A 21,075-nucleotide genomic window follows, 5' to 3' on the forward strand; every position below is an offset into this window, starting at 1 on the left:
TCCCTAGCGGGCAATGATCAGCGGATGACCGCGCTCCGGGTGCGGCTGCACCAAGACGTCGAGCCCGAAAACTGCCTTGAGTGAGTCAGGCTGTAGCACGTGCTCAGGTGTGTCCAGTGCACGGGCACGGCCAGCCTCCAGCAGCAATATCCGATCGCAATAGCGCGCTGCAAGGTTTAGGTCGTGCAGGATGACGAGCACTGCCGCGCCACGATTGGCGAACTCACGCACCGTATTCAAGGTGGTGTGTTGATGCAGCGGGTCAAGCATCGACGTGGGCTCATCGAGCAGCAAGGTGCGTTTCTCATCACCCGGCCATAGTTGCGCCAGCACGCGAGCGAGGTGAACACGCTGGCGCTCGCCCCCGGACAACGCCAGGTAGTTGCGCCCCACCAGATGAGTGATATCAGCGGCCTGCAGCGCTGCGTCGACAATTTCACCATCACGCACCTGCCCGGTGCGATGGGGCAAGCGGCCCATGCCAACCACCTCCTCAACCTTGAAGGCAAAGCCCAGGGTCGAACTTTGCGGCAGCACTGCCAGGCGCTGGGCCCGCTCACTGGCTGGCCAGTCGCTCAAGTTTCGACCCTCGAGCAGCACGCGTCCCTGATGCGCGTGCAACTCCCCACACAAAGCCCCCAACAAGGTGCTCTTGCCTGCGCCATTGGGGCCGAGCACGCCCATGACCTGCCCCGGCTGGAGCGCCAAGGTAATATCGCTGAGCACCGTCGTGCTGCCGCGAACGACCTGCAATTGTTCAGCACACAGCATCACGGACGCCCTCTGACCAGAAGAAACAAAAAGAACGGGGCGCCAATAAACGCGGTAACAATCCCGATCGGCAATTCCGCGGGTGCCAGCGCCAGCCGCGCAATCAGGTCAGCAAACAGCAGTAACGAGGCACCTGCCAGCACCGAAGCCGGTAACAACACCCGATGGTCTGGCCCAGACAGCAAGCGAACCAGATGCGGCACCACCAGACCGATAAAACCAATCAACCCCGCCGCCGCCACCGCTGCCCCCACGCCCAGCGCCGTACAGAAGACCAGTTCGCGCTTGAGTGCTTCCACTTCAATGCCCAGGTGACGCGCTTCCGACTCACCGAGCAACATTGCATTGAGCGCTTGCGCGCGACGCGGCAACCACAGGGCAACCGCGACAGCAATCAACACCAGCGGCCACAGCCGTTGGTAACTCGCGCCGTTGAGGCTGCCCAAGTTCCAAAAGGTGAGCGTGCGCAATGTCGCATCGTCAGCCAGGTAGGTAAACAGCCCCACTGCAGACCCGGCCAACGCCGTCAGGGCAATACCGGCCAATAACATCGTTGCAACGCTGGTCTGGCCATCACGTCGCCCTAGCCGATACACCAGCGCCGTCACGCCCAGGCCACCCAGAAACGCACACAGTGATAGCAGGTAGGGCGCAAAAGCGTCGTTGATCCCGCCAAACCACGCGCCACCGACGATCGCCACGGCAGCGCCCAAGGCCGCGCCACTGGACACACCGACCAGGCCCGGATCAGCCAAAGGATTACGGAATAACCCCTGCATGGCCACCCCGGACAAGGCCAGCACCGCCCCCACGGCCAATCCAAGCAGCGTTCGAGGCATGCGAATTTGCCCCAGAATCAACTCGGCCTGCTCAAGGCCTGCACCCTCGACGGGGAATCCCAGCAGTCGAAGTGTCACTCGCACAGTGTCCATCAGCGGCAGGCTAACCGGGCCTAACGCCAGTGATAACCAGATCGCGAACAAGCACAACACGCCCAGGCCGATAAACAATGAGCGTGGCTTGACCAGCCGGTTCATGGCGCGGTCTTGAGTGCGGCAGTCGGGTAAAACGCAGCCGTCAGCGCTTTGAGACTTTGCGGTAGGCGCGGCCCAAGCCCGCCGACCAGCAAGGTTGGGTCCAATTCAATCAGGCGACCTTCTTGCAACGCCCGGGTAGACACCAGCGCCGGGTTTTCCTTGAGCAGCGCCGCCCTGGCAGCGTCGCCTGTGAGGGTGCGATCGGCAAATACAATGACATCCGGGTTGAGTGCGGCAAGCGCCTCAAGGGAGAAATTCTTGTACCCACTGCTGGTCGCCAAGTTGCGCCCGCCCGCTTGGGTCAATAGCCAATCGGCTGCAGTGCCCACCCCAGCTACCATGGGCTTGGAACCCGCATGCCCAAGCAGCAGGAGAACACCTGGCGCCTTCGCTTTGGTTTGTGCCAGATCAACCTGTTGCTTCAATACACTCAATTGTTGCCGGTACTCATCAAAGCGCCTGCTTGCCCGACCTTCGTCGCCCAACAGCGCTCCCAGGTGCTGTAAATTGGTACGCAATGCCTCCAGACTGGCTTCACTGGAGAATCGTTCAATCTTTACACCCGCACCTTGAATTTGCGCCAGTACGGGGGGCGGCCCCATTTCGTCGGTCCCCACCAGGATGTCCGGGCGCAGACTTAATACTCCTTCTGCGGATAACTGCCGTTGATAGCCGATACTGGGCAATGTGCTGAGTTTTTCGGGATGCTGGCTGGTGGTATCGACGCCTACCAATTTGGCCTCGCCGCCCAACTCAGCGACCCACTCAGTCAAGGCACCCCCGGCGCTCACCCAGCGCGACGGCAAGGTTTCAGCCTGCACGCTTGCGTTAAACAGCAGGGCAAGGCTCAAAGCTAGGGTGCTCGCGCTCAGGTGCATGGGTCGGGCTTCCTTCAGGGGGGAGATGAGTCACTAACGGGCGGTGTTCAAGATAGCCGACAAAGGCTATAAATCGCTCGATGGAGCCAAGGCGGGCTATTTGATAATTGTTAGCATTTGGGCGTCAAGCGCGCTCGGTATCTAGACGGATTAATGACGATGCACTTTCTCTGCCGATCTGACGTGCTAGGCGAAGCACAAAGCCGCGGGTTTCAATGGCGTGACCTGAACCTGCTGTTGGTTCGACGCCACGGTATCGTCTATGCCTATCGCAATCGCTGCCCCCATCGCGGGGTGTCTCTGGAATGGCAGCCTGACCGTTTCCTGGATGACAGCGCCAGCCTGATCCAATGCGCCAGGCATGGCGCATTGTTTTTGGTGGAGTCAGGAGAGTGTGTCGCCGGCCCGTGCGAGAGCGAACGTTTAACGGCACTGAGCTGCCGGGAAGACAGCCAGGGTATCTGGCTCGATACGTCAAAGATCGAGTAATACCGCAAGCTTGCGATCGATATGGATCTGCCTGGCGTCCAAATGCACGGCATAGGCCAACACCTCGACGCCGTCGGCTACGGCACTGAGTAACGCCTGGGTGTAGGCCGGATCAATTTCACTCGCCGGGCGGACAGCCTCGACACCGGTGAGGTTCACGCAATACAGCTGCACTGCACGTACGCCTTGCCTGGCCAGTGCTGCCAACTCGCGCAAATGCTTGGCACCGCGCTGGGTCACGGCATCGGGAAAGGCGGCCACAGCCGTTTGATCAAACCCCAGCGTTACACTTTTGACTTCGACGTAGGCTGGCCCTGCCGGGTAGTCCAGGCGAAAATCCACGCGACTGCCCTCCTCGCCGTAGGCTACCTCCCGCTTGAGCGCCGTAAAGCCTGCGAGCTCCGGGATCCGGCCTTGGCGCAAGGCTTCCTCGACCACTGCATTGGCCCGGCCCGTATTCACGCAGGCCAGGCGCCCTTGTGGGGTTTCGCTGATTTCCCAGGTGCCGGGCAACTTGCGCTTGGGGTCATTGGAGCGGCTGAACCAGATCTTCCCTCCCTCACGCATGCAATTGAACATCGAGCCCGTATTAGGGCAATGAATGGTCAGCTGTTCACCACTGGGCAGCTCAATATCAGCCAGAAACCGTTTATAGCGCCGCAACAAGCGGGCTTCTTCAAGGAGAGGAAACAGCATCAGCCTTGCCAACTCCGCAGGCCACGGGCAATCCGGTCAACCGCTTCCTGCAGCCGCGGCAGGCTTTGAGTGTAAGCAAATCGAACATGATGGCCGGCCTGGTTGCGACCAAAATCCAGCCCTGGGGTAAACGCCACATGCTCGGTTTCAAGAAAGTGTCGGCAGAACGCATAGGCATCACCGCCGAACTGGCTGATATCGGCGTACAGATAGAACGCCCCCTCGGGTTCCACGGCGATACCGAACCCCAGCGCCCGCAAGGCCGGCAGCAAAAAGTCCCGGCGTCGTCCGAATTCAGTACGCCGCTCTTCGAGAATTTCCAGAGTGGCCGGCTCGAAGCAGGCCAATGCGGCATGCTGGGCCATGCTCGGCGCACTGATGTAGAGATTCTGCGCAAGCTTCTCAAGTTCCGGGACGGCTTGTGGCGGTGCCACCAGCCAGCCCAGGCGCCATCCGGTCATGCCGAAGTACTTTGAAAAACTATTCAGCACAAAGGCGTTGTCGTCGACTTCAAGCACGCTGGCGGCATCTGTGCCGTAGGTCAGGCCATGGTAAATCTCGTCCACGACCAGATGGCCGTTCCGAGCGTTGATCGCCCGGGACAAGCTGGCCAGCTCCTCGCGTGACAACAAGGTCCCCGTCGGGTTGGCAGGCGATGCGACCAACGCACCGACGGTGTCCTGATCCCAGTAGCGCTCCACCAGATCAGCCGTGAGTTGATAACGCACGTCAGGCCCCACGGGTACCAGTTGCGCCGCACCTTCGACCAACCGCAGGAAATGGCGATTGCACGGATAGCCAGGGTCCGCCAGCAGCCAGTGTTTACCTGGATCGACCAGCAAGCTGGTGGCCAGTAACAAAGCCCCCGAACCGCCCGGCGTGATGAGAATGCGCTCAGGGTCGATCGAGAGGCCGTAGCGCTGTTGGTAGAAACCCGATATCGCCTGGCGCAGGGCCGGCAGGCCACGCGCAGCGGTGTAACGGGTTTGCCCGCTGGCCAGCGCTGCCTGGCCTGCGGCGATAATAGGTGGCGCGGTGGTGAAATCCGGCTCCCCGACCTCAAGGTGGATCACATCATGCCCGGCCGCCTGCAACTCGTTGGCACGCGCCAGCAGGGCCATGACATGAAAGGGCTCGATGGCGCGGCTACGCGCACTGTAGGGCTGGGCCATGAGCCCTCCTTCAATTGGGTGTAAACTTAACATTCTACCGAACGATCACAGTGAACGGGCGAGCTAGACCAAGGTCCAAGGTCAATCGGCAGGCACCGATCACCAGGAGTAGCGCACCCTGATTCGATCTGGTAAGTTCGGCGGCTTGCAGTCGCAGGGCCGACGGGTGTCGGAGAGGGAGCATCCTGCGCAATGGATCAGTAAAGTGAGAGGCGGTCATTCATGTCCACCAAAGAAAAAAACAGCAACCCATCTGTCTCCGGCTTCACTCCATACGTTGTTTCGAAAGGTGAAGAGTACATGGGCGCGCCCATGCGCGAGCACTTCACCAAGATCCTGAACAAGTGGAAACAGGAACTGATGACTGAAGTCGACAGAACCGTGGACCACATGAAGGATGAAGCCGCAAATTTCCCGGACCCGGCAGATCGTGCCAGCCAGGAGGAAGAGTTTGCCCTTGAACTTCGCGCCCGTGATCGCGAACGCAAACTGATCAAGAAAATCGACAAGACCTTACAGCTCATTCAAGACGAAGAGTACGGCTGGTGCGAAAGCTGTGGCATCGAAATCGGCGTCAAGCGCTTGGAAGCCCGTCCAACCGCTGATATGTGCGTCGATTGCAAATCCTTGGCCGAGATCAAGGAGAAACAGGTCGGTAAATGACCTGTCCCGATGGGGCGCTGCGGCGCCCCATTTCATTTGTGCTTTTGTGTATCTCTTGTGATGAACGCCCCCGCCTATACCGGCCGCTTCGCGCCGACTCCCAGTGGTTTCCTGCATTTCGGCTCGTTGGTGGCAGCGCTTGCCTCCTGGCTGGACGCCCGTGCCGCGGGCGGGCGCTGGCTAGTGCGCATGGAAGACCTTGACCCTCCACGTGAAGCGCCGGGCGCCCAAGCTGCCATCCTGCACACGCTTGAGCAATATGGCCTGGAATGGGATGGCGAAATCGTCTATCAAAGCCAGCGCCATGACGCCTATGCCGAAGTTATCGATCGATTGTTCAGGCAAGGGCTGGCGTACGCCTGTACCTGTTCGCGCAAGCAACTGGAAAACAGCCACGGTATATACCCAGGCTATTGCCGCAACGCTTGCCACACTCAGGAAGACGCTGCCATTCGGTTGCGAGTCCCTGAGCTGACTTACCATTTCGTCGACCGTGTCCAGGGTCGCTTCGAGCAGCACCTGGGCAAGGATTGCGGCGATTTTGTGATTCGTCGTCGCGATGGCCTGTATGCCTACCAACTGGCTGTCGTACTGGACGACGCCTGGCAGGGCATTACCGATATCGTTCGCGGCGCTGACTTGCTCGACTCAACGCCACGCCAGCTGTATTTGCAGGAACTGCTGGGGTTTGCCCAACCGCGCTATCTGCACGTTCCGCTGATCGTGCAACCGGATGGCCACAAACTCGGCAAGTCTTACCGTTCACCACCGCTGCAACCGCATGAAGCCTCAGCCCTGTTGCTCCGGGCCCTGCGAGCACTGGGGCAACCCTCCGAGCCCGGGCTTGAGCTCGCAACACCTGCTGAAATCCTGCGCTGGGCAACACCGCGCTGGAATGCCGGGGCGATCAGTCGCAGCCTGACACTGGCTGAAGCTGACTTGCACTGAGGGCAGCACAAAACCCTGATTTATCAGTTCTTTGCGACAATCGGCCAAAGTCCGTTTGCAGTCCGACTGCCATCCGTTACCATCGCCGCACCTTTTTTGCCCATACGCACAATAATAAGTCGAAGCACGCAGCGGTTTTAACCACGAGGCCAGTATGTATATCTATCGATTGGTCCTGCTCCTGGTAGTGGGGATATACCTGTTCTCTCCCGCCATCATGGATTGGTGGATCGAGCCGACAGGCGCCTGGTACCGCCCCTACCTGCTCTGGCTGATTCTGATCGTCGTGACCTTTATCCTGCAGAGCCAACGTGATGCCGATGAGCTTTAGCCTGACCCAGATGATCCTGATCAGCGCCGCCTACTTGCTGGTGCTGTTCGGCGTGGCCTGGATCAGCGAACGGGGAATGATCCCGCGGGCGATCATTCGCCACCCCCTGACCTACACCCTGTCGCTGGGGGTCTACGCCAGTGCCTGGGCTTTCTATGGCACAGTTGGCTTGGCTTACCAGTATGGCTATGGCTTTCTGGCCTGCTACCTGGGGGTATCTGGCGCGTTCCTGCTGGCGCCGGTGCTTTTATATCCCATTCTCAAGATCACCCGGACCTACCAGCTTTCCTCCCTGGCAGACCTGATCGCCTTCCGCTTTCGAAGCACATGGGCCGGCGCCCTGACCACCGTCTTCATGTTGATTGGGGTGCTGCCGCTGCTGGCCCTGCAAATCCAGGCGGTGGCCGACTCCATCAGCATTCTGACCCGAGAGCCGGTACAACACCGGGTGGCGCTAAGCTTCTGTGCACTGATTACCTTGTTCACCATCTTCTTCGGCTCGCGCCATATCGCCACGCGCGAGAAGCATGAGGGCCTGGTGTTCGCCATAGCGTTCGAATCAGTCATCAAACTGCTGGCCCTGGGCGGCATTGGCCTTTATGCCCTGTATGGAGTTTTCGACGGTCCGCATCAACTGGAACTCTGGCTGCTACAGAACCAGACCGCCTTGGCGGCGCTGCACACCCCGCTGCAGGAAGGCCCCTGGCGCACCCTGTTGTTGGTGTTCTTCGCCTCGGCGATCGTGATGCCGCACATGTATCACATGACCTTTACCGAAAACCTCAACCCGCGCTCGCTGGTCAGCGCCAGTTGGGGCCTGCCCCTGTTTCTGCTGCTGATGAGCCTGGCCGTACCGCTGATTCTCTGGGCCGGCCTGCGCCTGGGCGCCACTACCAGCCCCGAGTACTTCACCCTGGGCCTGGGTATTGCCGCCAACAGCAAGTCACTGGCCTTGCTGGCTTACGTAGGTGGCCTGTCTGCCGCCAGCGGCCTGATCATCGTGACGACCCTGGCCTTGTCTGGCATGGCGCTTAACCATCTGGTACTACCGCTCTACCAGCCACCGGCAGAAGGCAATATCTATCGCTGGCTGAAATGGACACGCCGAGCGCTGATCGTCGCCATTATCATGGCGGGTTACGGCTTCTACCTGCTGCTGGGCGCCCAGCAGGACCTGGCCAACCTCGGCATCGTCGCCTTCGTGGCAACCCTACAGTTTTTGCCTGGCGTACTGTCGGTCCTGTATTGGCCGACCGCCAATCGTCGCGGCTTCATTGCCGGCCTGCTGGCAGGGATCACGGTCTGGATGATCACCATGCTATTGCCCTTGGTAGGCAATCTGCAGGGCTTCTATATCCCGTTGCTGAACATGATCTACGTGCTCGACGACACCAGCTGGCACATGGCGGCCATCGCCTCCCTGGCAGCCAACGTCCTGTTGTTTACCTTGATTTCGCTGTTCAGCGATGCAAGCCCCGAGGAAGTCAGTGCCGCCGAAGCCTGTGCCGTGGATAACGTGCGCCGACCTCAACGCCGTGAACTGCATGCTGCCTCGCCGCAGGAATTTGCCACTCAACTGGCCAAACCCCTGGGTGCCAAGGCCGCACAGAAAGAAGTGGAGCAAGCGCTACGCGACTTGTACCTGCCCTTCGACGAGCGCCGCCCCTATGCGCTGCGCCGCCTGCGAGACCGTATCGAAGCCAACCTGTCCGGCTTGATGGGCCCCAGCGTTGCCCAGGACATGGTCGAGACTTTCTTGCCGTACAAGTCCGGCAGCGACAACTATGTCACCGAAGACATCCACTTTATCGAAAGCCGCCTTGAAGACTATCACTCGCGCTTGACCGGCCTGGCTGCCGAGCTTGATGCCTTGCGTCGCTATCACCGCCAGACCCTGCAAGAACTGCCCATGGGCGTTTGTTCCCTGGCCAAGGATCAAGAGATCCTGATGTGGAACAAAGCCATGGAGGAGCTGACCGGTATCGCGGCCAAGCATGTCGTTGGCTCACGCCTGACCACCATTGGCGAACCATGGCGTGGCCTGCTGCTGGGCTTTATCAATGTTCCCGATGAACACTTGCATAAGCAGCGCCTGGGCCTGGATGGCCAGACCCGCTGGCTGAATCTGCACAAAGCGGCCATCGATGAGCCGCTAGCGCCTGGCAACAGCGGCCTGGTATTGCTGGTCGAAGACCTCACCGAAACACAGATGCTGGAAGACAAACTCGTCCACTCCGAACGCCTGGCCAGCATCGGCCGCCTGGCCGCAGGTGTAGCCCACGAAATCGGTAACCCGATCACCGGCATCGCTTGCCTTGCCCAGAACCTGCGTGAAGAACGAGAAGATGACGGTGAAATCATCGAGCTGAGCAGCCAGATCATCGAACAGACCAAGCGCGTTTCGCGCATTGTCCAGTCGCTGATGAGCTTCGCCCACGCCGGCAGCCACCAACAGAATGACGAGCCCGTTTGCCTGGCTGAAGTCGCTCAGGATGCCATTGGTCTGCTCGCGTTGAATCGGCGCAACTTCGAAGTACAGTTCTTCAATTTGTGCGAACCGGATCATTGGGTGGAAGGCGATCCACAGCGCCTGGCCCAAGTACTGATCAACCTGCTGTCCAATGCGCGTGATGCATCACCGGCAGGCTCAGCGGTGCGGGTCAAAAGCGAGGCAAGCGAACATACCGTCGACTTGATCGTCGAAGACGAAGGCAGCGGTATTCCGAAAAACATCATGGACCGGCTATTCGAACCGTTCTTCACCACCAAGGACCCGGGCGAAGGAACCGGACTGGGGCTCGCTCTGGTCTATTCCATCGTTGAAGAGCATTATGGACAGATCACCATCGACAGCCCGGCCGATATCAACAGCCAGCGTGGCACCCGCATTCGTGTGACCCTGCCCCGCCATGTCGTAGCGACGTCCGCTGTGAACTGAGACCGTCGAGAGAATTGAATCAATGCCGCATATTCTGATCGTCGAAGACGAAACCATCATTCGTTCAGCCTTGCGCCGGCTGCTCGAACGCAACCAGTATCAGGTCAGCGAAGCGGGCTCGGTACAAGAAGCACAGGATCGGTTCAGCATTCCGACATTCGACCTGATCGTCAGTGACCTGCGCCTGCCTGGCGCTCCCGGCACCGAGCTGATCAAGTTGGGCCAGGGCACCCCCGTGCTGATCATGACCAGCTACGCCAGCCTGCGCTCTGCCGTGGACTCGATGAAAATGGGCGCGGTCGATTACATCGCCAAGCCTTTTGACCACGATGAGATGCTGCAAGCTGTGGCGCGCATTCTGCGTGACCGCCAATCCATGCCCGCAGCCCCCACTGCCGAACGCGGCAACGGCAAGGCCAATGGCACGGGTGAAAAAGCAGGCAGCGAGAGCGCCAATGGCGAAATTGGCATCATCGGCTCCTGCCCACCGATGCAAGACCTGTACGGCAAGATCCGTAAAGTCGCTCCGACCGATTCGAATGTATTGATTCAGGGCGAATCGGGCACCGGTAAAGAATTGGTGGCCCGCGCCCTTCACAACCTCTCTCGGCGCGCCAAGGCACCGATGATTTCAGTGAACTGCGCAGCGATTCCCGAAACCCTGATCGAGTCCGAACTGTTCGGCCATGAAAAAGGCGCCTTTACCGGTGCCAGCGCCGGTCGTGCAGGCTTGGTCGAAGCGGCGGATGGCGGCACCTTGTTTCTCGATGAAATCGGTGAACTGCCGCTTGAAGCCCAGGCGCGCCTGCTGCGGGTACTGCAGGAGGGTGAGATTCGCCGGGTGGGCTCGGTGCAGTCGCAAAAAGTCGACGTACGCCTGATCGCTGCCACCCACCGGGACCTGAAAAGCCTGGCCAAGGTCGGTCAGTTCCGTGAAGACCTTTATTACCGCCTCCACGTGATCGCCCTGAAGCTGCCCGCGTTGCGTGAACGTGGCGCCGATGTCAACGAGATCGCCAACGCCTTCCTGGCACGCCAGAGCGCGCGCGTAGGCCGTACTGATCTTCGCTTTGCACCCGATGCCGAGCAGGCTATTCGTCACTACTCCTGGCCGGGTAACGTGCGTGAACTGGAGAATGCCGTCGAGCGCTCTGTCATCTTGTGCGAAAGCCCGGATATTTCTGCCGAGCTGCTGGGCATCGACATTGAACTGGGTGATCTGGAAGACGTCGACGACGCCTTCGCCAGCCTGCCGTCGCAAAGCTCCAGCGGCAATAACACCAGCCACGACCCTACCGAGGATCTATCCCTGGAAGACTACTTCCAGCATTTCGTCCTCGAACACCAGGACCACATGACTGAAACGGAGCTCGCCCGCAAACTGGGCGTGAGTCGCAAGTGCCTGTGGGAACGTCGTCAACGCTTGGGAATCCCGCGGCGCAAGACCGGGGCAACCAGCGAAAGCTGAGTCGTTTCAGCCACTTGCGCAGGGTAACGGGGCAACACGCGCAGTTGATTGCAAACTGTTACCTCCATCGCAGAACGTAACAAGGGCCGGGGCTAAAGGTAACGAATCCCCGGCTTTTTTTTGCCCTTCGCTCACCCCTGAAACCGTCCAAACCATTGTTTTTAAAGGATTTGCAAAAGTTGGCACAGCTCCTGCTATATGTTTGGTACAAGAACAATAACAAGCAACGAACAAGACAATAAAAATAAGACGAATCGACTCACGCACAATAAAAACAACACGGCGGAGGCGCAGCTAACTGATTCTTTTGGAGAGGCGTTGTATTTGGGGCTTGCCCCATGATCAGGCAGAGAACAACAAAAAACTGCGCTAAAGCAGTGCCCGCACTGATTGGATCGAATGATCATACCAACACAGCGACCAAAGCAATCCGTTTGCTCTTGACTCCCGGTTAGGGAGACCATCCACAAGCAAAAGCTTTGTGGAATGGGCGCTCAAACAAAAACAAGAAGCCCAAGAAAAACAAAAATAGAGCACGCAACTACTTCTTGGGGAGCTTCGGCTCCCCTTGTGGTTTCTGCGTTTCTATCCCGCTCCACCCCCTCTGCAACACCCTCCTTCGCAGCGTCCTACACCATTCGCCGACTAAATGCTAGAATCCCCGCCTATCATGCGGTCATTCTTCGTTATTGGCCGAACATTCCTTCAAACAGTGCATCCCATGCTGAAGAAGCTGTTCCAGTCGTTCCGTACACCCGTGCGTCGTGCACAACACCGCACCACGCCAGAGGTGCTCAATAGCGGCCAACATTCCCTGCAACGCGGCCAGTTCAGCCGCCATGCGGTGAGCATCGTCGAACGCCTGCAAAATGCAGGTTACCAAGCCTACCTGGTAGGCGGCTGCGTCCGTGACACGCTGCTGGGTATCACCCCCAAAGACTTCGACGTCGCCACCAGCGCCACCCCTGAGCAAGTACGGGCCGAGTTTCGTAACGCCCGTGTCATTGGCCGGCGCTTCAAGTTGGTCCATATCCATTTCGGTCGTGAAATCATCGAGGTGGCCACCTTCCGCGCCCATCACCCGCAGGAAGAAGAAGAAGAAAACAGCCATCAATCTTCCCGCAACGAAAGCGGACGCATTCTGCGTGATAACGTTTATGGCACCCTGGAAGAAGACGCCCAGCGCCGCGACTTCACCATCAACGCCCTTTACTACGACCCCGTCAGCGAACGCATACTCGACTACGCCAATGGCGTACACGACATTCGCAATCGCCTGATCCGATTGATAGGCGACCCGCAACAGCGTTACCAGGAAGACCCGGTACGCATGCTGCGTGCCGTGCGCTTTGCGGCCAAGCTGGATTTTGGCATCGAAAAACACACCACGCTGCCGATCAAGCCAATGGCCTCGCTGCTACGCGATATTCCTGCTGCCCGGTTGTTTGAAGAAGTCTTGAAGCTGTTTATGTCGGGCCATGCCGCCGACACGTTCGAGATGCTGGTTGACCTGCAACTGTTCGATCCGCTGTTCCCTGCCACCGCCCAAGCGTTGGAAGATCACCCGACCTACACCCACACCCTGATCAGCGAAGCATTGATCAGCACGGATCTGCGCGTGAAGCAGGGCAAGCCGGTAACGCCTGCCTTCCTGTTTGCCGCCCTGCTGTGGCCTGCATTGCCTGAACGCGCGCTGCGCCTGCAAAGCCGTGGCATGCCGCCGATTCCGGCCATGCAGGAAGCCACTCACGAGCTGATCAGCGAGCAATGCCAGCGGATCGCCATTCCCAAGCGCTTTACCCTGCCCATCCGCGAGATCTGGGACATGCAAGAGCGCCTGCCTCGCCGTAGTGGCAAGCGCGCCGATCTTTTGCTGGATCATCCGCGTTTCCGTGCAGGCTATGACTTTTTGCTGCTGCGCGAATCGGCCGGCGAAGAAACCGGCGACCTGGGCCAATGGTGGACCGAGTATCAGGAATGCAACGACAGCGAGCGTCGCGACATGATTCGCGAGCTGGGCAATAAAGACGAGACCGGCACCGCGCCGCGCAAGCGTCGGCGTAGCAGCAGCAAACGCAAACGCAGTGATACTGATTCGGGCCTGTTTGAGTGATGATTGGCGAACGCGCTTATATCGGGTTGGGCAGCAACCTGGCAGACCCGGCAGAGCAACTACGCTCAGCCTTTGAATCCTTGAGACAGCTGCCATCGTCACACCTTGCGGGCGTTTCCTCGTTCTATGTCAGCGATTCGTTGCTTGCAGGACAGCCGCGGTACACCAATGCCGTGGCGGCATTGGATACCGGGCTTGAGCCATTGCAGTTGCTCGACGCCCTGCAGGCAATCGAAAACGATCAAGGCCGTGAGCGCCTGGAGCGCTGGGGCCCTCGGACACTGGACCTCGATATCCTGCTTTTTAGCGATCGACTGATCGATGAGCCGAGATTGAAGGTCCCGCACTACCAAATGCAACTGCGTCCCTTCGTGCTCTACCCCTTGGCCGAGCTCGCGCCCGCCACGTTGCAACTGGCCGACGGCCGGTATCTGCAAGAAATGCTGGCCGATTGCCCATTTGTTGGTCTAGAGCGCCTGTAAATACTGCATTGAAATCGGTAACGCATGTAACACCGCACCGGTAACAATGCAGTAACACAGGTAATTGACTTCAGGCCCCCTCCTCACGACTATAGGCCTCCCGCTGCTCGCACCGCGCAAAATGGCGCTGGAAGAGTCGGAACAGTCGCTTTCAATACACCAGAAACATTGGCGTTCTGTTCTGTAAAACCCAAGAACCTGTGTAGAACGCAGGCGTTTCATGGCGCCCGACTGAGGATTACAGTTCATGCCTGACATTACCCTGACCACCTTGCAGAGCCTCAAACTCAAGGGTGAGAAAATAACCATGCTGACCTGCTATGACGCGACCTTCGCGCACGCAGCCAGCCAGGCCGGTGTAGAAGTGCTGCTGGTCGGCGATTCTCTGGGCATGGTCCTGCAGGGGCACGACAGCACGCTGCCCGTCACCACCGCCGAAATGGCTTATCACGTCGCCTGTGTCAAACGGGGTAATCAAGGTGCCTTGATCCTCGCAGACTTGCCTTTCATGGCCTATGCCACCCATGAGCAAACCTTCGCCAACAGTGCCGCACTGATGCAAGCCGGTGCGCATATGGTCAAGATCGAAGGCGCTGGCTGGCTGGGCGAAAGTGTGCGCCTGCTCGCCGAGCGAGGCATTCCGGTCTGCGCCCACCTTGGGTTGACGCCACAAGCGGTGAATATCCTCGGTGGCTATAAGGTTCAAGGCCGCCAGGAAAACCAGGCACGGCAGATGCGCGCCGATGCCATCGCCCTGGAGCAGGCGGGCGCCGCCATGCTACTGCTCGAGTGCGTGCCCAGCGAGCTGGCCGCTGAAATTGCCCAGGCGGTGAAAATTCCTGTGATCGGCATCGGCGCAGGCTCTGCTGCGGACGGCCAGGTGCTGGTCATGCACGATATGCTCGGTTTGTCGTTAAGTGGCCGCGTTCCCAAGTTCGTGAAAAACTTCATGACCGGCCAAGCCGATATCCAAGGCGCCCTGCGCGCTTATGTCAAAGAAGTCAAAGACGTTACTTTCCCAGGAACCGAACACGGATTCAGCGCATGAACACTGTCAAGACCGTCCGCGAACTGCGTGCAGCCGTTGCGCGCGCGCGAAGCGAAGGCAAACGTATCGGCTTTGTCCCGACCATGGGCAACCTGCACAGCGGCCACGCGGCGCTGGTCACCAAGGCTGCCCAGCGGGCCGACTTTGTAGTCGCCAGTATTTTCGTCAACCCGCTGCAGTTCGGCCCCAACGAAGACCTGGACACGTACCCGCGCACCATGGCCGCCGACCAGGAAACACTGCTCCAGGCTGGCTGCCACCTGCTATTTGCCCCCACTGTCGAAGAAATGTATCCCGATGGCATGGGTGTGCAGACGCGCGTCAGCGTCCCCCATCTGTCCGAAGGCCTCTGCGGTGCCAGCCGCCCAGGCCACTTCGAAGGCGTGGCGACCGTCGTCAGCAAGCTGTTCAACATGGTCCAGCCGGATCTGGCTGTGTTTGGCCAGAAAGACTTCCAGCAACTGGCGGTGATCCGTGCCCTGGTACGCGACTTGAACCAGCCCGTACAGATTATTGGCGAGCCTACCGTAAGGGCCACCGACGGTCTTGCTCTGTCCTCTCGCAATGGCTACCTGAATGAGGATCAACGTGCGGTGGCCCCAGCCTTGTACCGCTCGTTGAACGCCATCGCAGAGGCAATCGGGGCGGGTGATCGTGATTTCCCCACGCTGATCGAGAATGCCAGACAGCAACTGATCGCCACAGGCTTTCGCCCGGATTACCTGGAGATCCGCCAGGCAATGACCCTGCAACCCGCCACCCGCGAGGACCGCGACCTGGTGATTCTGGCCGCTGCCTATCTTGGCCCCACTCGCCTGATCGACAACCTGCATCTGAATCTCGACGCCAAGGCCTGAGTCTATATTGCCCGGGGTTTGCGCTTCGGGCACACTCTCGCGGCTCGCGGGGTTGTGGGTCGTTCCCAGCCTTTGTACGAGTCCCTGACAGAGGAGACATTCATGCACGCAATCATGCTCAAGGCCAAGCTGCATCGCGCAGAAGTTACCCACGCCGTGCTCGACTACGAAGGCTCTTGCGCCATCGACGGTGAATGGCTGGACCTCTCGGGCATCCGCGAGTACGAACAGATACAGATTTACAACATCGACAATGGCGAGCGATTCACCACTTACGCCATCCGTGGCGAAGAAGGCTCGCGGATGATTTCGGTCAACGGCGCCGCTGCGCACAAAGCCAAGGTTGGCGACCGAGTCATCATCTGCGCCTATGCGCACTACAGCGAAGCTGAGCTGCTGAATTTCAAACCCCGCATGCTGTATATGGCGCCAGGTAATGAACTGAGCCACACCAGCAACGCGATTCCAGTTCAGGTTGCCTGACCAAGAGCAAACCGCTCAGCGCAACCTGAGCGCGCTTTTCGTGTCCAAAGCCGTTCAAGCAAAAAGGAAACCTGCAGCAATGGCGTACTACCGCACCCCTCACGACGTTACCACCCTGCCCGCTTGGCAGGCGCTAAGCCAACACCGCCAAGCCATGCAGGACTTCAGCATGCGCGAAGCATTTGCGGCTGATCCACAACGCTTCCATCAATTTTCCCTGAGCAGCTGCGGCTTGTTCCTGGACTATTCGAAAAACCTGATCACCACCCAGACCCGCGACATGCTGGTGCAGTTGGCCAATGACGTCGGCCTGCAGGACGCGATCAAGTCGCTGTTCGCCGGCGAGATTCTCAATGCGTCCGAAGGCCGCCCGGCACTGCATACCGCGCTGCGCCGCCCGGTGGGTGACAAATTGAATGTCAACGGCGTGAACGTCATGCCGGAAGTGCACAAGGTGCTGAACCAGATCACTGAACTGGTGGTGCGCATTCACGATGGGCTGTGGCGTGGCTACACCGAAAAGCCAATCACGGACGTGGTGAACATCGGCATTGGTGGCTCGTTCCTGGGGCCGGAACTGGTGTCCGAAGCCCTGCTGCCCTATGCGCAGAAAGGCGTACGTTGCCATTACCTGGCCAATATCGATGGCAGCGAATTCCATGAGTTGTCGGCTAACCTTAAGGCCGAAACAACCCTGTTCATCGTGTCGTCGAAGTCGTTCAACACGCTTGAAACCCTGAAGAATGCCCAGGCTGCCCGTAGCTGGTACCTGGCCCAGGGCGGATCGGAAGCGGAGTTGTATCGCCACTTCATCGCCGTCTCCAGCAACAACGCTGCCGCCATTGCCTTCGGTATTCGTGAAGAAAACATCTTCCCGATGTGGGACTGGGTGGGTGGCCGCTATTCGCTGTGGTCTGCCATTGGCTTGCCGATTGCGCTGTCCATCGGCATCGCGAACTTCAAGGAACTGCTGTCTGGCGCCCACTCCATGGACCAGCATTTCCTAAACACTCCCTTTGATCAGAACATGCCGGTGCTGCTGGCACTGCTGGGCGTCTGGTACGGTAATTTCTGGGGCTCGCAGAGCCACGCGATCCTGCCGTATGACCACTACCTGCGCAACATCACCAAGCACCTGCAGCAACTGGACATGGAATCCAATGGCAAGAGCGTTCGCCAGGACGGCTCGCCGGTCAATCACGACACCGGTCCCGTCATCTGGGGCGGCGTCGGCTGCAATGGCCAGCATGCCTATCACCAACTGCTGCACCAAGGCACACAACTGATCCCGGCAGATTTCATTGTGCCGGTGGTGAGCTTCAATCCGGTCGCCGATCACCACCAGTGGCTTTACGCCAACTGCCTGTCTCAGAGCCAGGCGTTGATGCTCGGCAAGACCCGCGCCGAGGCTGAAGCCGAACTGCGTGAAAAGGGCATGGATGAAGCCGCGATCCAGAAACTGGCGCCGCACAAGGTGATTCCGGGCAACCGCCCAAGCAACACCCTTGTGGCTGAACGCATCAGCCCGCGCCGCCTTGGCGCGCTGGTGGCGATGTATGAACACAAGGTGTTCGTACAGAGCGTTATCTGGGGCATCAATGCCTTTGACCAATGGGGCGTGGAGCTGGGCAAGGAGCTGGGCAAGGGCGTCTACCAACGCCTGACCGGCGAGCTCGAAGCAGCCGCCGACGATGCCTCGACTCAGGGCCTGATCAATTTCTTCCGCAGTCGTCACCGCGGTTGATTGCCCTGGCCGCTACCTCCCCGGTAGCGGCCACATCCCCCCTTGATCCGCCCGAACGCAGGGTGCACCCTTAGGCTTGTTGCAAAACAAGAATAAGGACCCCTCATGTTCGATATCAGTGCCTATCCAAAAGCCGATGCCGTCAGTCTGGCGGCGCAGCTCAGCCAGGCTGACTATCAGCGTCTGTACCAGCAGTCGATCAAGCAACCCGAGCAATTTTGGGCCGAGCAGGCCAAGCAGCTGGACTGGATCAAGCCTTGGCAACAGATTCGTCAGTTCGATATGAACACCGGTGCTGCCAGCTGGTTCAAGGGCGCCCAGTTGAATATCAGTGTCAACTGCATCGATCGCCACCTCGAGAAGCGGGGAGATCAAGTCGCAATCGTCTGGGAGGGTGACAACCCTGCAGACGCCAAGAAAATCACCTACAAAGATCTCCATCAACAGGTTTGCCGGCTTGCCAACGTGCTCAAGCAACGCGGGGTCAAGAAAGGCGACCGGGTGTGCATCTACATGCCGATGGTGCCGGAAGCGGCCTATGCCATGCTGGCTTGCACACGTATAGGCGCCATTCACTCCGTGGTGTTTGGCGGGTTCTCACCGGATGCCTTGCGTGACCGTATCCTCGACGCCGACTGCCGCACCGTCATCACCGCCGATGAAGGCGTACGCGGGGGCAAGAAAATCGCCCTCAAGGCGAATGTCGACAAGGCGCTGGCAAGCTGCCCGGATGTCAGCACCGTGCTGGTGGTAGCCCGCACCGGTGGCGAGGTGCAATGGCAAGAAGGCCGCGATGTGGCCTATCAAGGCGCGGTGGACGCGGCCAGTGACGATTGCCCGCCTGAAGCCATGGACGCCGAAGACCCTCTGTTCATCCTCTATACCTCCGGCAGTACCGGCAAGCCCAAGGGCGTCTTGCACACCACCGCAGGCTATCTGCTGCAGGCGGCCATGACGTTCAAAATGGTCTTCGATTACCGCGAGGGTGAAGTGTTCTGGTGTACCGCCGACGTCGGCTGGGTCACCGGTCACAGCTATATCGTCTATGGGCCGCTGGCCAATGGCGCGATCACCCTGATGTTCGAAGGGGTGCCAAACTACCCGGATGCCTCGCGGTTCTGGCAAGTGGTGGACAAGCATCAGGTCAATATCTTCTACACCGCTCCGACTGCCCTGCGCGCACTCATGCGTGAAGGCAGTGGCCCGCTCAAGAGCACATCGCGCAAGAGTCTGCGGGTGCTGGGCAGTGTCGGTGAACCCATCAACCCCGAAGCCTGGGAATGGTATTTCAACGAGGTGGGCGAACAGCGCTGCCCCATCGTCGATACCTGGTGGCAGACCGAAACCGGCGCAGCCATGCTGACCCCACTGATAGGCACTCGCCGAGTCAAGCCGGGTTGCGCGACTCAGCCCATCTACGGCGTGGAACCGGTGCTGCTGGATGAAAAGGGCAAGCCGTTCGAGGGGCCGGGCAGCGGAATCCTGGCCATCAAATCCAGCTGGCCTGGGCAGATCCGCAGCGTGTATGGTGATCATCAACGGATGATCGATACCTACTTCAAACCGTTCCCAGGCTACTATTTCACCGGAGACGGCGCTCGCCGGGACGAAGATGGTTATATCTGGATCACCGGCCGCATTGATGATGTCATCAACGTGTCCGGCCATCGCATCGGCACCGCTGAAGTCGAAAGCGCGCTGGTGCTGCACGACAGCATCGCTGAAGCGGCCGTGGTCGGTTACCCTCACGACCTCAAGGGCCAGGGCATTTATGCCTTTGTCACGCCGATGAACGGCGTCACCCCAGACGATGCCTTGAAACAGGAATTGTTGACGCTGGTCAGCAAAGAAATCGGCAGTTTCGCCAAACCCGAACTGATTCAATGGGCACCCGCTCTGCCCAAGACCCGCTCCGGCAAGATCATGCGCCGGATTCTGCGCAAGATTGCCTGCAATGAACTGGACAGCTTGGGGGACACCTCCACCCTGGCTGACCCAAGCGTGGTCCAGGGGCTGATCGACAAACGCCTGAACCAATGACCTCACCGGGCGCCAGTCAATGGCGCCCGGCCTCAACATAAGTCGCCATGGAACTCATTCGCCGTCGTATCGAAACACAAGTACTGAGCCTGACCGGCCTGTCGCTCGGCCAACTGGATCTGGAGAACCCCAAGGGCGATCCTGGCCTGTTTGGCCCTGACTCGGTGAGCTGGCAAGTCCATGGCGATTTCACCAGCATGCTCATCGGTGGCATCAGCGCCTTATTGCTGCAAATGTTGCATCCTCTCGCCCTGGCGGGTGTCTGGGACCACTCCAATTTTCGCCAGGACATGCTCGGTCGCCTTCGCCGCACCGGGCAATTCATCTCCGGCACCACCTTTGGCGCCACCGACGATGCCAATTGGCTGATCAACAAAGTCCGCACCATTCACCTGCAAGTGGTGGGTACCACCGAAGACGGGCGCCCTTACGCCGCCAGCGACCCCGACCTGTTGACCTGGGTGCATGTGGCGGAAGTCAGCAGCTTCCTCGCGGCCCACCTGCGTTACCGAAACCCGCACCTGAGTGGCGCGGAGCAGGATCGCTACTACGATGAGATCGCGCTGGTGGCCGAACGCTTGGGCGCACGCGACGTGCCCCGATCTCGCCAAGCCATTGCCGGCTACCTGCAGCGCATGCGCACGCATTTGGTCTGCGATCACCGCAGCCGCGAAGTCATCCGCCTGTTGCTCGATGCCCCTGCCCCCAGCCGCCTGGCCAAGCCCTTCGGAGCCTTGATGATGCAGGCGGGGATCGATCTGCTGCCACTGTGGGCCAGCACCCTGATCGAGCGTAAACCTGGGCCGGTACATCGCCACCTGATTCGCGCCAGCATCAATGCCACCGCGCCCATTCTGCGTTGGGCGGTACGCGATGGGTCGGTTCATCGTGCCCGCAGGCGCATGAGCGTCTAACGA

The 21,075-nt window shown here is 59.5% G+C and carries 19 protein-coding genes; 14 read left to right on the forward strand and 5 right to left on the reverse strand.

The window, feature by feature from the left end:
• Nucleotides 1–3: 3 nt before the first annotated feature.
• From AC3IX4_RS24815 to AC3IX4_RS24825, 3 genes are read right to left on the reverse strand one after another with little or no spacing between them, the layout of a single operon-like run.
• Nucleotides 4–771 (reverse strand): heme ABC transporter ATP-binding protein, encoded by a 768-nt coding sequence (locus AC3IX4_RS24815; RefSeq protein ID WP_489257975.1) that lies wholly within the window; start codon nt 769–771, stop codon nt 4–6.
• Nucleotides 771–1,754 carry a FecCD family ABC transporter permease gene (locus AC3IX4_RS24820; RefSeq protein ID WP_489261360.1) on the reverse strand — a complete coding sequence of 328 codons (984 nt, stop codon included), beginning with the start codon at nt 1,752–1,754 and terminating at the stop codon, nt 771–773. The genes AC3IX4_RS24815 and AC3IX4_RS24820 overlap by 1 nt, the downstream gene beginning before the upstream one ends.
• A gap of 50 nt (nt 1,755–1,804) precedes the next feature.
• Complete coding sequence (locus tag AC3IX4_RS24825) at nt 1,805–2,686, reverse strand: heme/hemin ABC transporter substrate-binding protein (RefSeq protein WP_489257976.1); 882 nt, start codon at nt 2,684–2,686, stop codon at nt 1,805–1,807.
• Between the two features lie 159 nt (nt 2,687–2,845).
• Here AC3IX4_RS24825 and AC3IX4_RS24830 point away from each other — a divergent pair, with 159 nt between their 5' ends.
• Nucleotides 2,846–3,175 carry a Rieske (2Fe-2S) protein gene (locus AC3IX4_RS24830; RefSeq protein WP_489257977.1) on the forward strand — a complete coding sequence of 110 codons (330 nt, stop codon included), beginning with the start codon at nt 2,846–2,848 and terminating at the stop codon, nt 3,173–3,175.
• Here the strand turns inward: AC3IX4_RS24830 and sfsA are convergent.
• On the reverse strand, nt 3,161–3,871 hold the full coding sequence (sfsA, locus tag AC3IX4_RS24835; RefSeq protein ID WP_489257978.1) for a DNA/RNA nuclease SfsA: 711 nt from the start codon (nt 3,869–3,871) through the stop codon (nt 3,161–3,163). The genes AC3IX4_RS24830 and sfsA overlap by 15 nt on opposite strands.
• Complete coding sequence (locus AC3IX4_RS24840) at nt 3,871–5,043, reverse strand: pyridoxal phosphate-dependent aminotransferase (protein WP_489257979.1); 1,173 nt, start codon at nt 5,041–5,043, stop codon at nt 3,871–3,873. Before AC3IX4_RS24840 ends, sfsA begins: the two co-directional genes overlap by 1 nt.
• Before the next feature lie 222 nt (nt 5,044–5,265).
• Here AC3IX4_RS24840 and dksA point away from each other — a divergent pair, with 222 nt between their 5' ends.
• The 13 genes from dksA to AC3IX4_RS24905 all read left to right on the forward strand — a co-directional run bounded on the left by dksA (nt 5,266) and on the right by AC3IX4_RS24905 (nt 21,072).
• Nucleotides 5,266–5,706 carry an RNA polymerase-binding protein DksA gene (gene dksA / locus AC3IX4_RS24845; RefSeq protein ID WP_489257980.1) on the forward strand — a complete coding sequence of 147 codons (441 nt, stop codon included), beginning with the start codon at nt 5,266–5,268 and terminating at the stop codon, nt 5,704–5,706.
• 60 nt (nt 5,707–5,766) lie between these two features.
• Complete coding sequence (gene gluQRS, locus AC3IX4_RS24850; protein WP_489257981.1) at nt 5,767–6,654, forward strand: tRNA glutamyl-Q(34) synthetase GluQRS; 888 nt, start codon at nt 5,767–5,769, stop codon at nt 6,652–6,654.
• A gap of 154 nt (nt 6,655–6,808) precedes the next feature.
• Nucleotides 6,809–6,985 carry a hypothetical protein gene (locus tag AC3IX4_RS24855; RefSeq protein WP_003250005.1) on the forward strand — a complete coding sequence of 59 codons (177 nt, stop codon included), beginning with the start codon at nt 6,809–6,811 and terminating at the stop codon, nt 6,983–6,985.
• Nucleotides 6,969–9,923: a sensor histidine kinase gene (locus AC3IX4_RS24860; RefSeq protein ID WP_489257982.1), complete on the forward strand. Its 2,955-nt coding sequence runs from the start codon at nt 6,969–6,971 to the stop codon at nt 9,921–9,923. The genes AC3IX4_RS24855 and AC3IX4_RS24860 overlap by 17 nt, the downstream gene beginning before the upstream one ends.
• 22 nt (nt 9,924–9,945) lie before the next feature.
• Nucleotides 9,946–11,391, forward strand: a complete 1,446-nt coding sequence (locus AC3IX4_RS24865; RefSeq protein WP_489257983.1) for a sigma-54-dependent transcriptional regulator — start codon at nt 9,946–9,948, stop codon at nt 11,389–11,391.
• Between the two features lie 721 nt (nt 11,392–12,112).
• Nucleotides 12,113–13,504 (forward strand): polynucleotide adenylyltransferase PcnB, encoded by a 1,392-nt coding sequence (locus AC3IX4_RS24870; protein ID WP_489257984.1) that lies wholly within the window; start codon nt 12,113–12,115, stop codon nt 13,502–13,504.
• On the forward strand, nt 13,504–13,986 hold the full coding sequence (gene folK, locus AC3IX4_RS24875) for a 2-amino-4-hydroxy-6-hydroxymethyldihydropteridine diphosphokinase (protein ID WP_489257985.1): 483 nt from the start codon (nt 13,504–13,506) through the stop codon (nt 13,984–13,986). The genes AC3IX4_RS24870 and folK overlap by 1 nt, the downstream gene beginning before the upstream one ends.
• Nucleotides 13,987–14,233: 247 nt before the next feature.
• Entirely contained in the window at nt 14,234–15,034 is an 801-nt protein-coding gene (gene panB, locus AC3IX4_RS24880) for a 3-methyl-2-oxobutanoate hydroxymethyltransferase (protein ID WP_489257986.1), read from the forward strand.
• Nucleotides 15,031–15,891 (forward strand): pantoate--beta-alanine ligase, encoded by an 861-nt coding sequence (gene panC, locus AC3IX4_RS24885; protein ID WP_489257987.1) that lies wholly within the window; start codon nt 15,031–15,033, stop codon nt 15,889–15,891. The genes panB and panC overlap by 4 nt, the downstream gene beginning before the upstream one ends.
• A 102-nt stretch (nt 15,892–15,993) precedes the next feature.
• The gene (panD, locus tag AC3IX4_RS24890) at nt 15,994–16,374 is read left to right on the forward strand and encodes an aspartate 1-decarboxylase (RefSeq protein ID WP_008153310.1); all 381 of its coding nucleotides are present in this window, start codon (nt 15,994–15,996) and stop codon (nt 16,372–16,374) included.
• 79 nt (nt 16,375–16,453) lie between these two features.
• Entirely contained in the window at nt 16,454–18,118 is a 1,665-nt protein-coding gene (gene pgi / locus AC3IX4_RS24895; protein WP_489257988.1) for a glucose-6-phosphate isomerase, read from the forward strand.
• Nucleotides 18,119–18,223: 105 nt separating this feature from the next.
• Nucleotides 18,224–20,158 carry an acetate--CoA ligase gene (gene acs, locus AC3IX4_RS24900; RefSeq protein ID WP_489257989.1) on the forward strand — a complete coding sequence of 645 codons (1,935 nt, stop codon included), beginning with the start codon at nt 18,224–18,226 and terminating at the stop codon, nt 20,156–20,158.
• A 47-nt stretch (nt 20,159–20,205) separates the two neighbouring features.
• Nucleotides 20,206–21,072, forward strand: coding sequence for an oxygenase MpaB family protein (locus AC3IX4_RS24905; RefSeq protein ID WP_489257990.1), 867 nt, complete (start codon nt 20,206–20,208; stop codon nt 21,070–21,072).
• The last annotated feature ends 3 nt before the right edge of the window (nt 21,073–21,075 follow it).

Source organism: Pseudomonas sp. KH_021 (genome assembly GCF_057838865.1).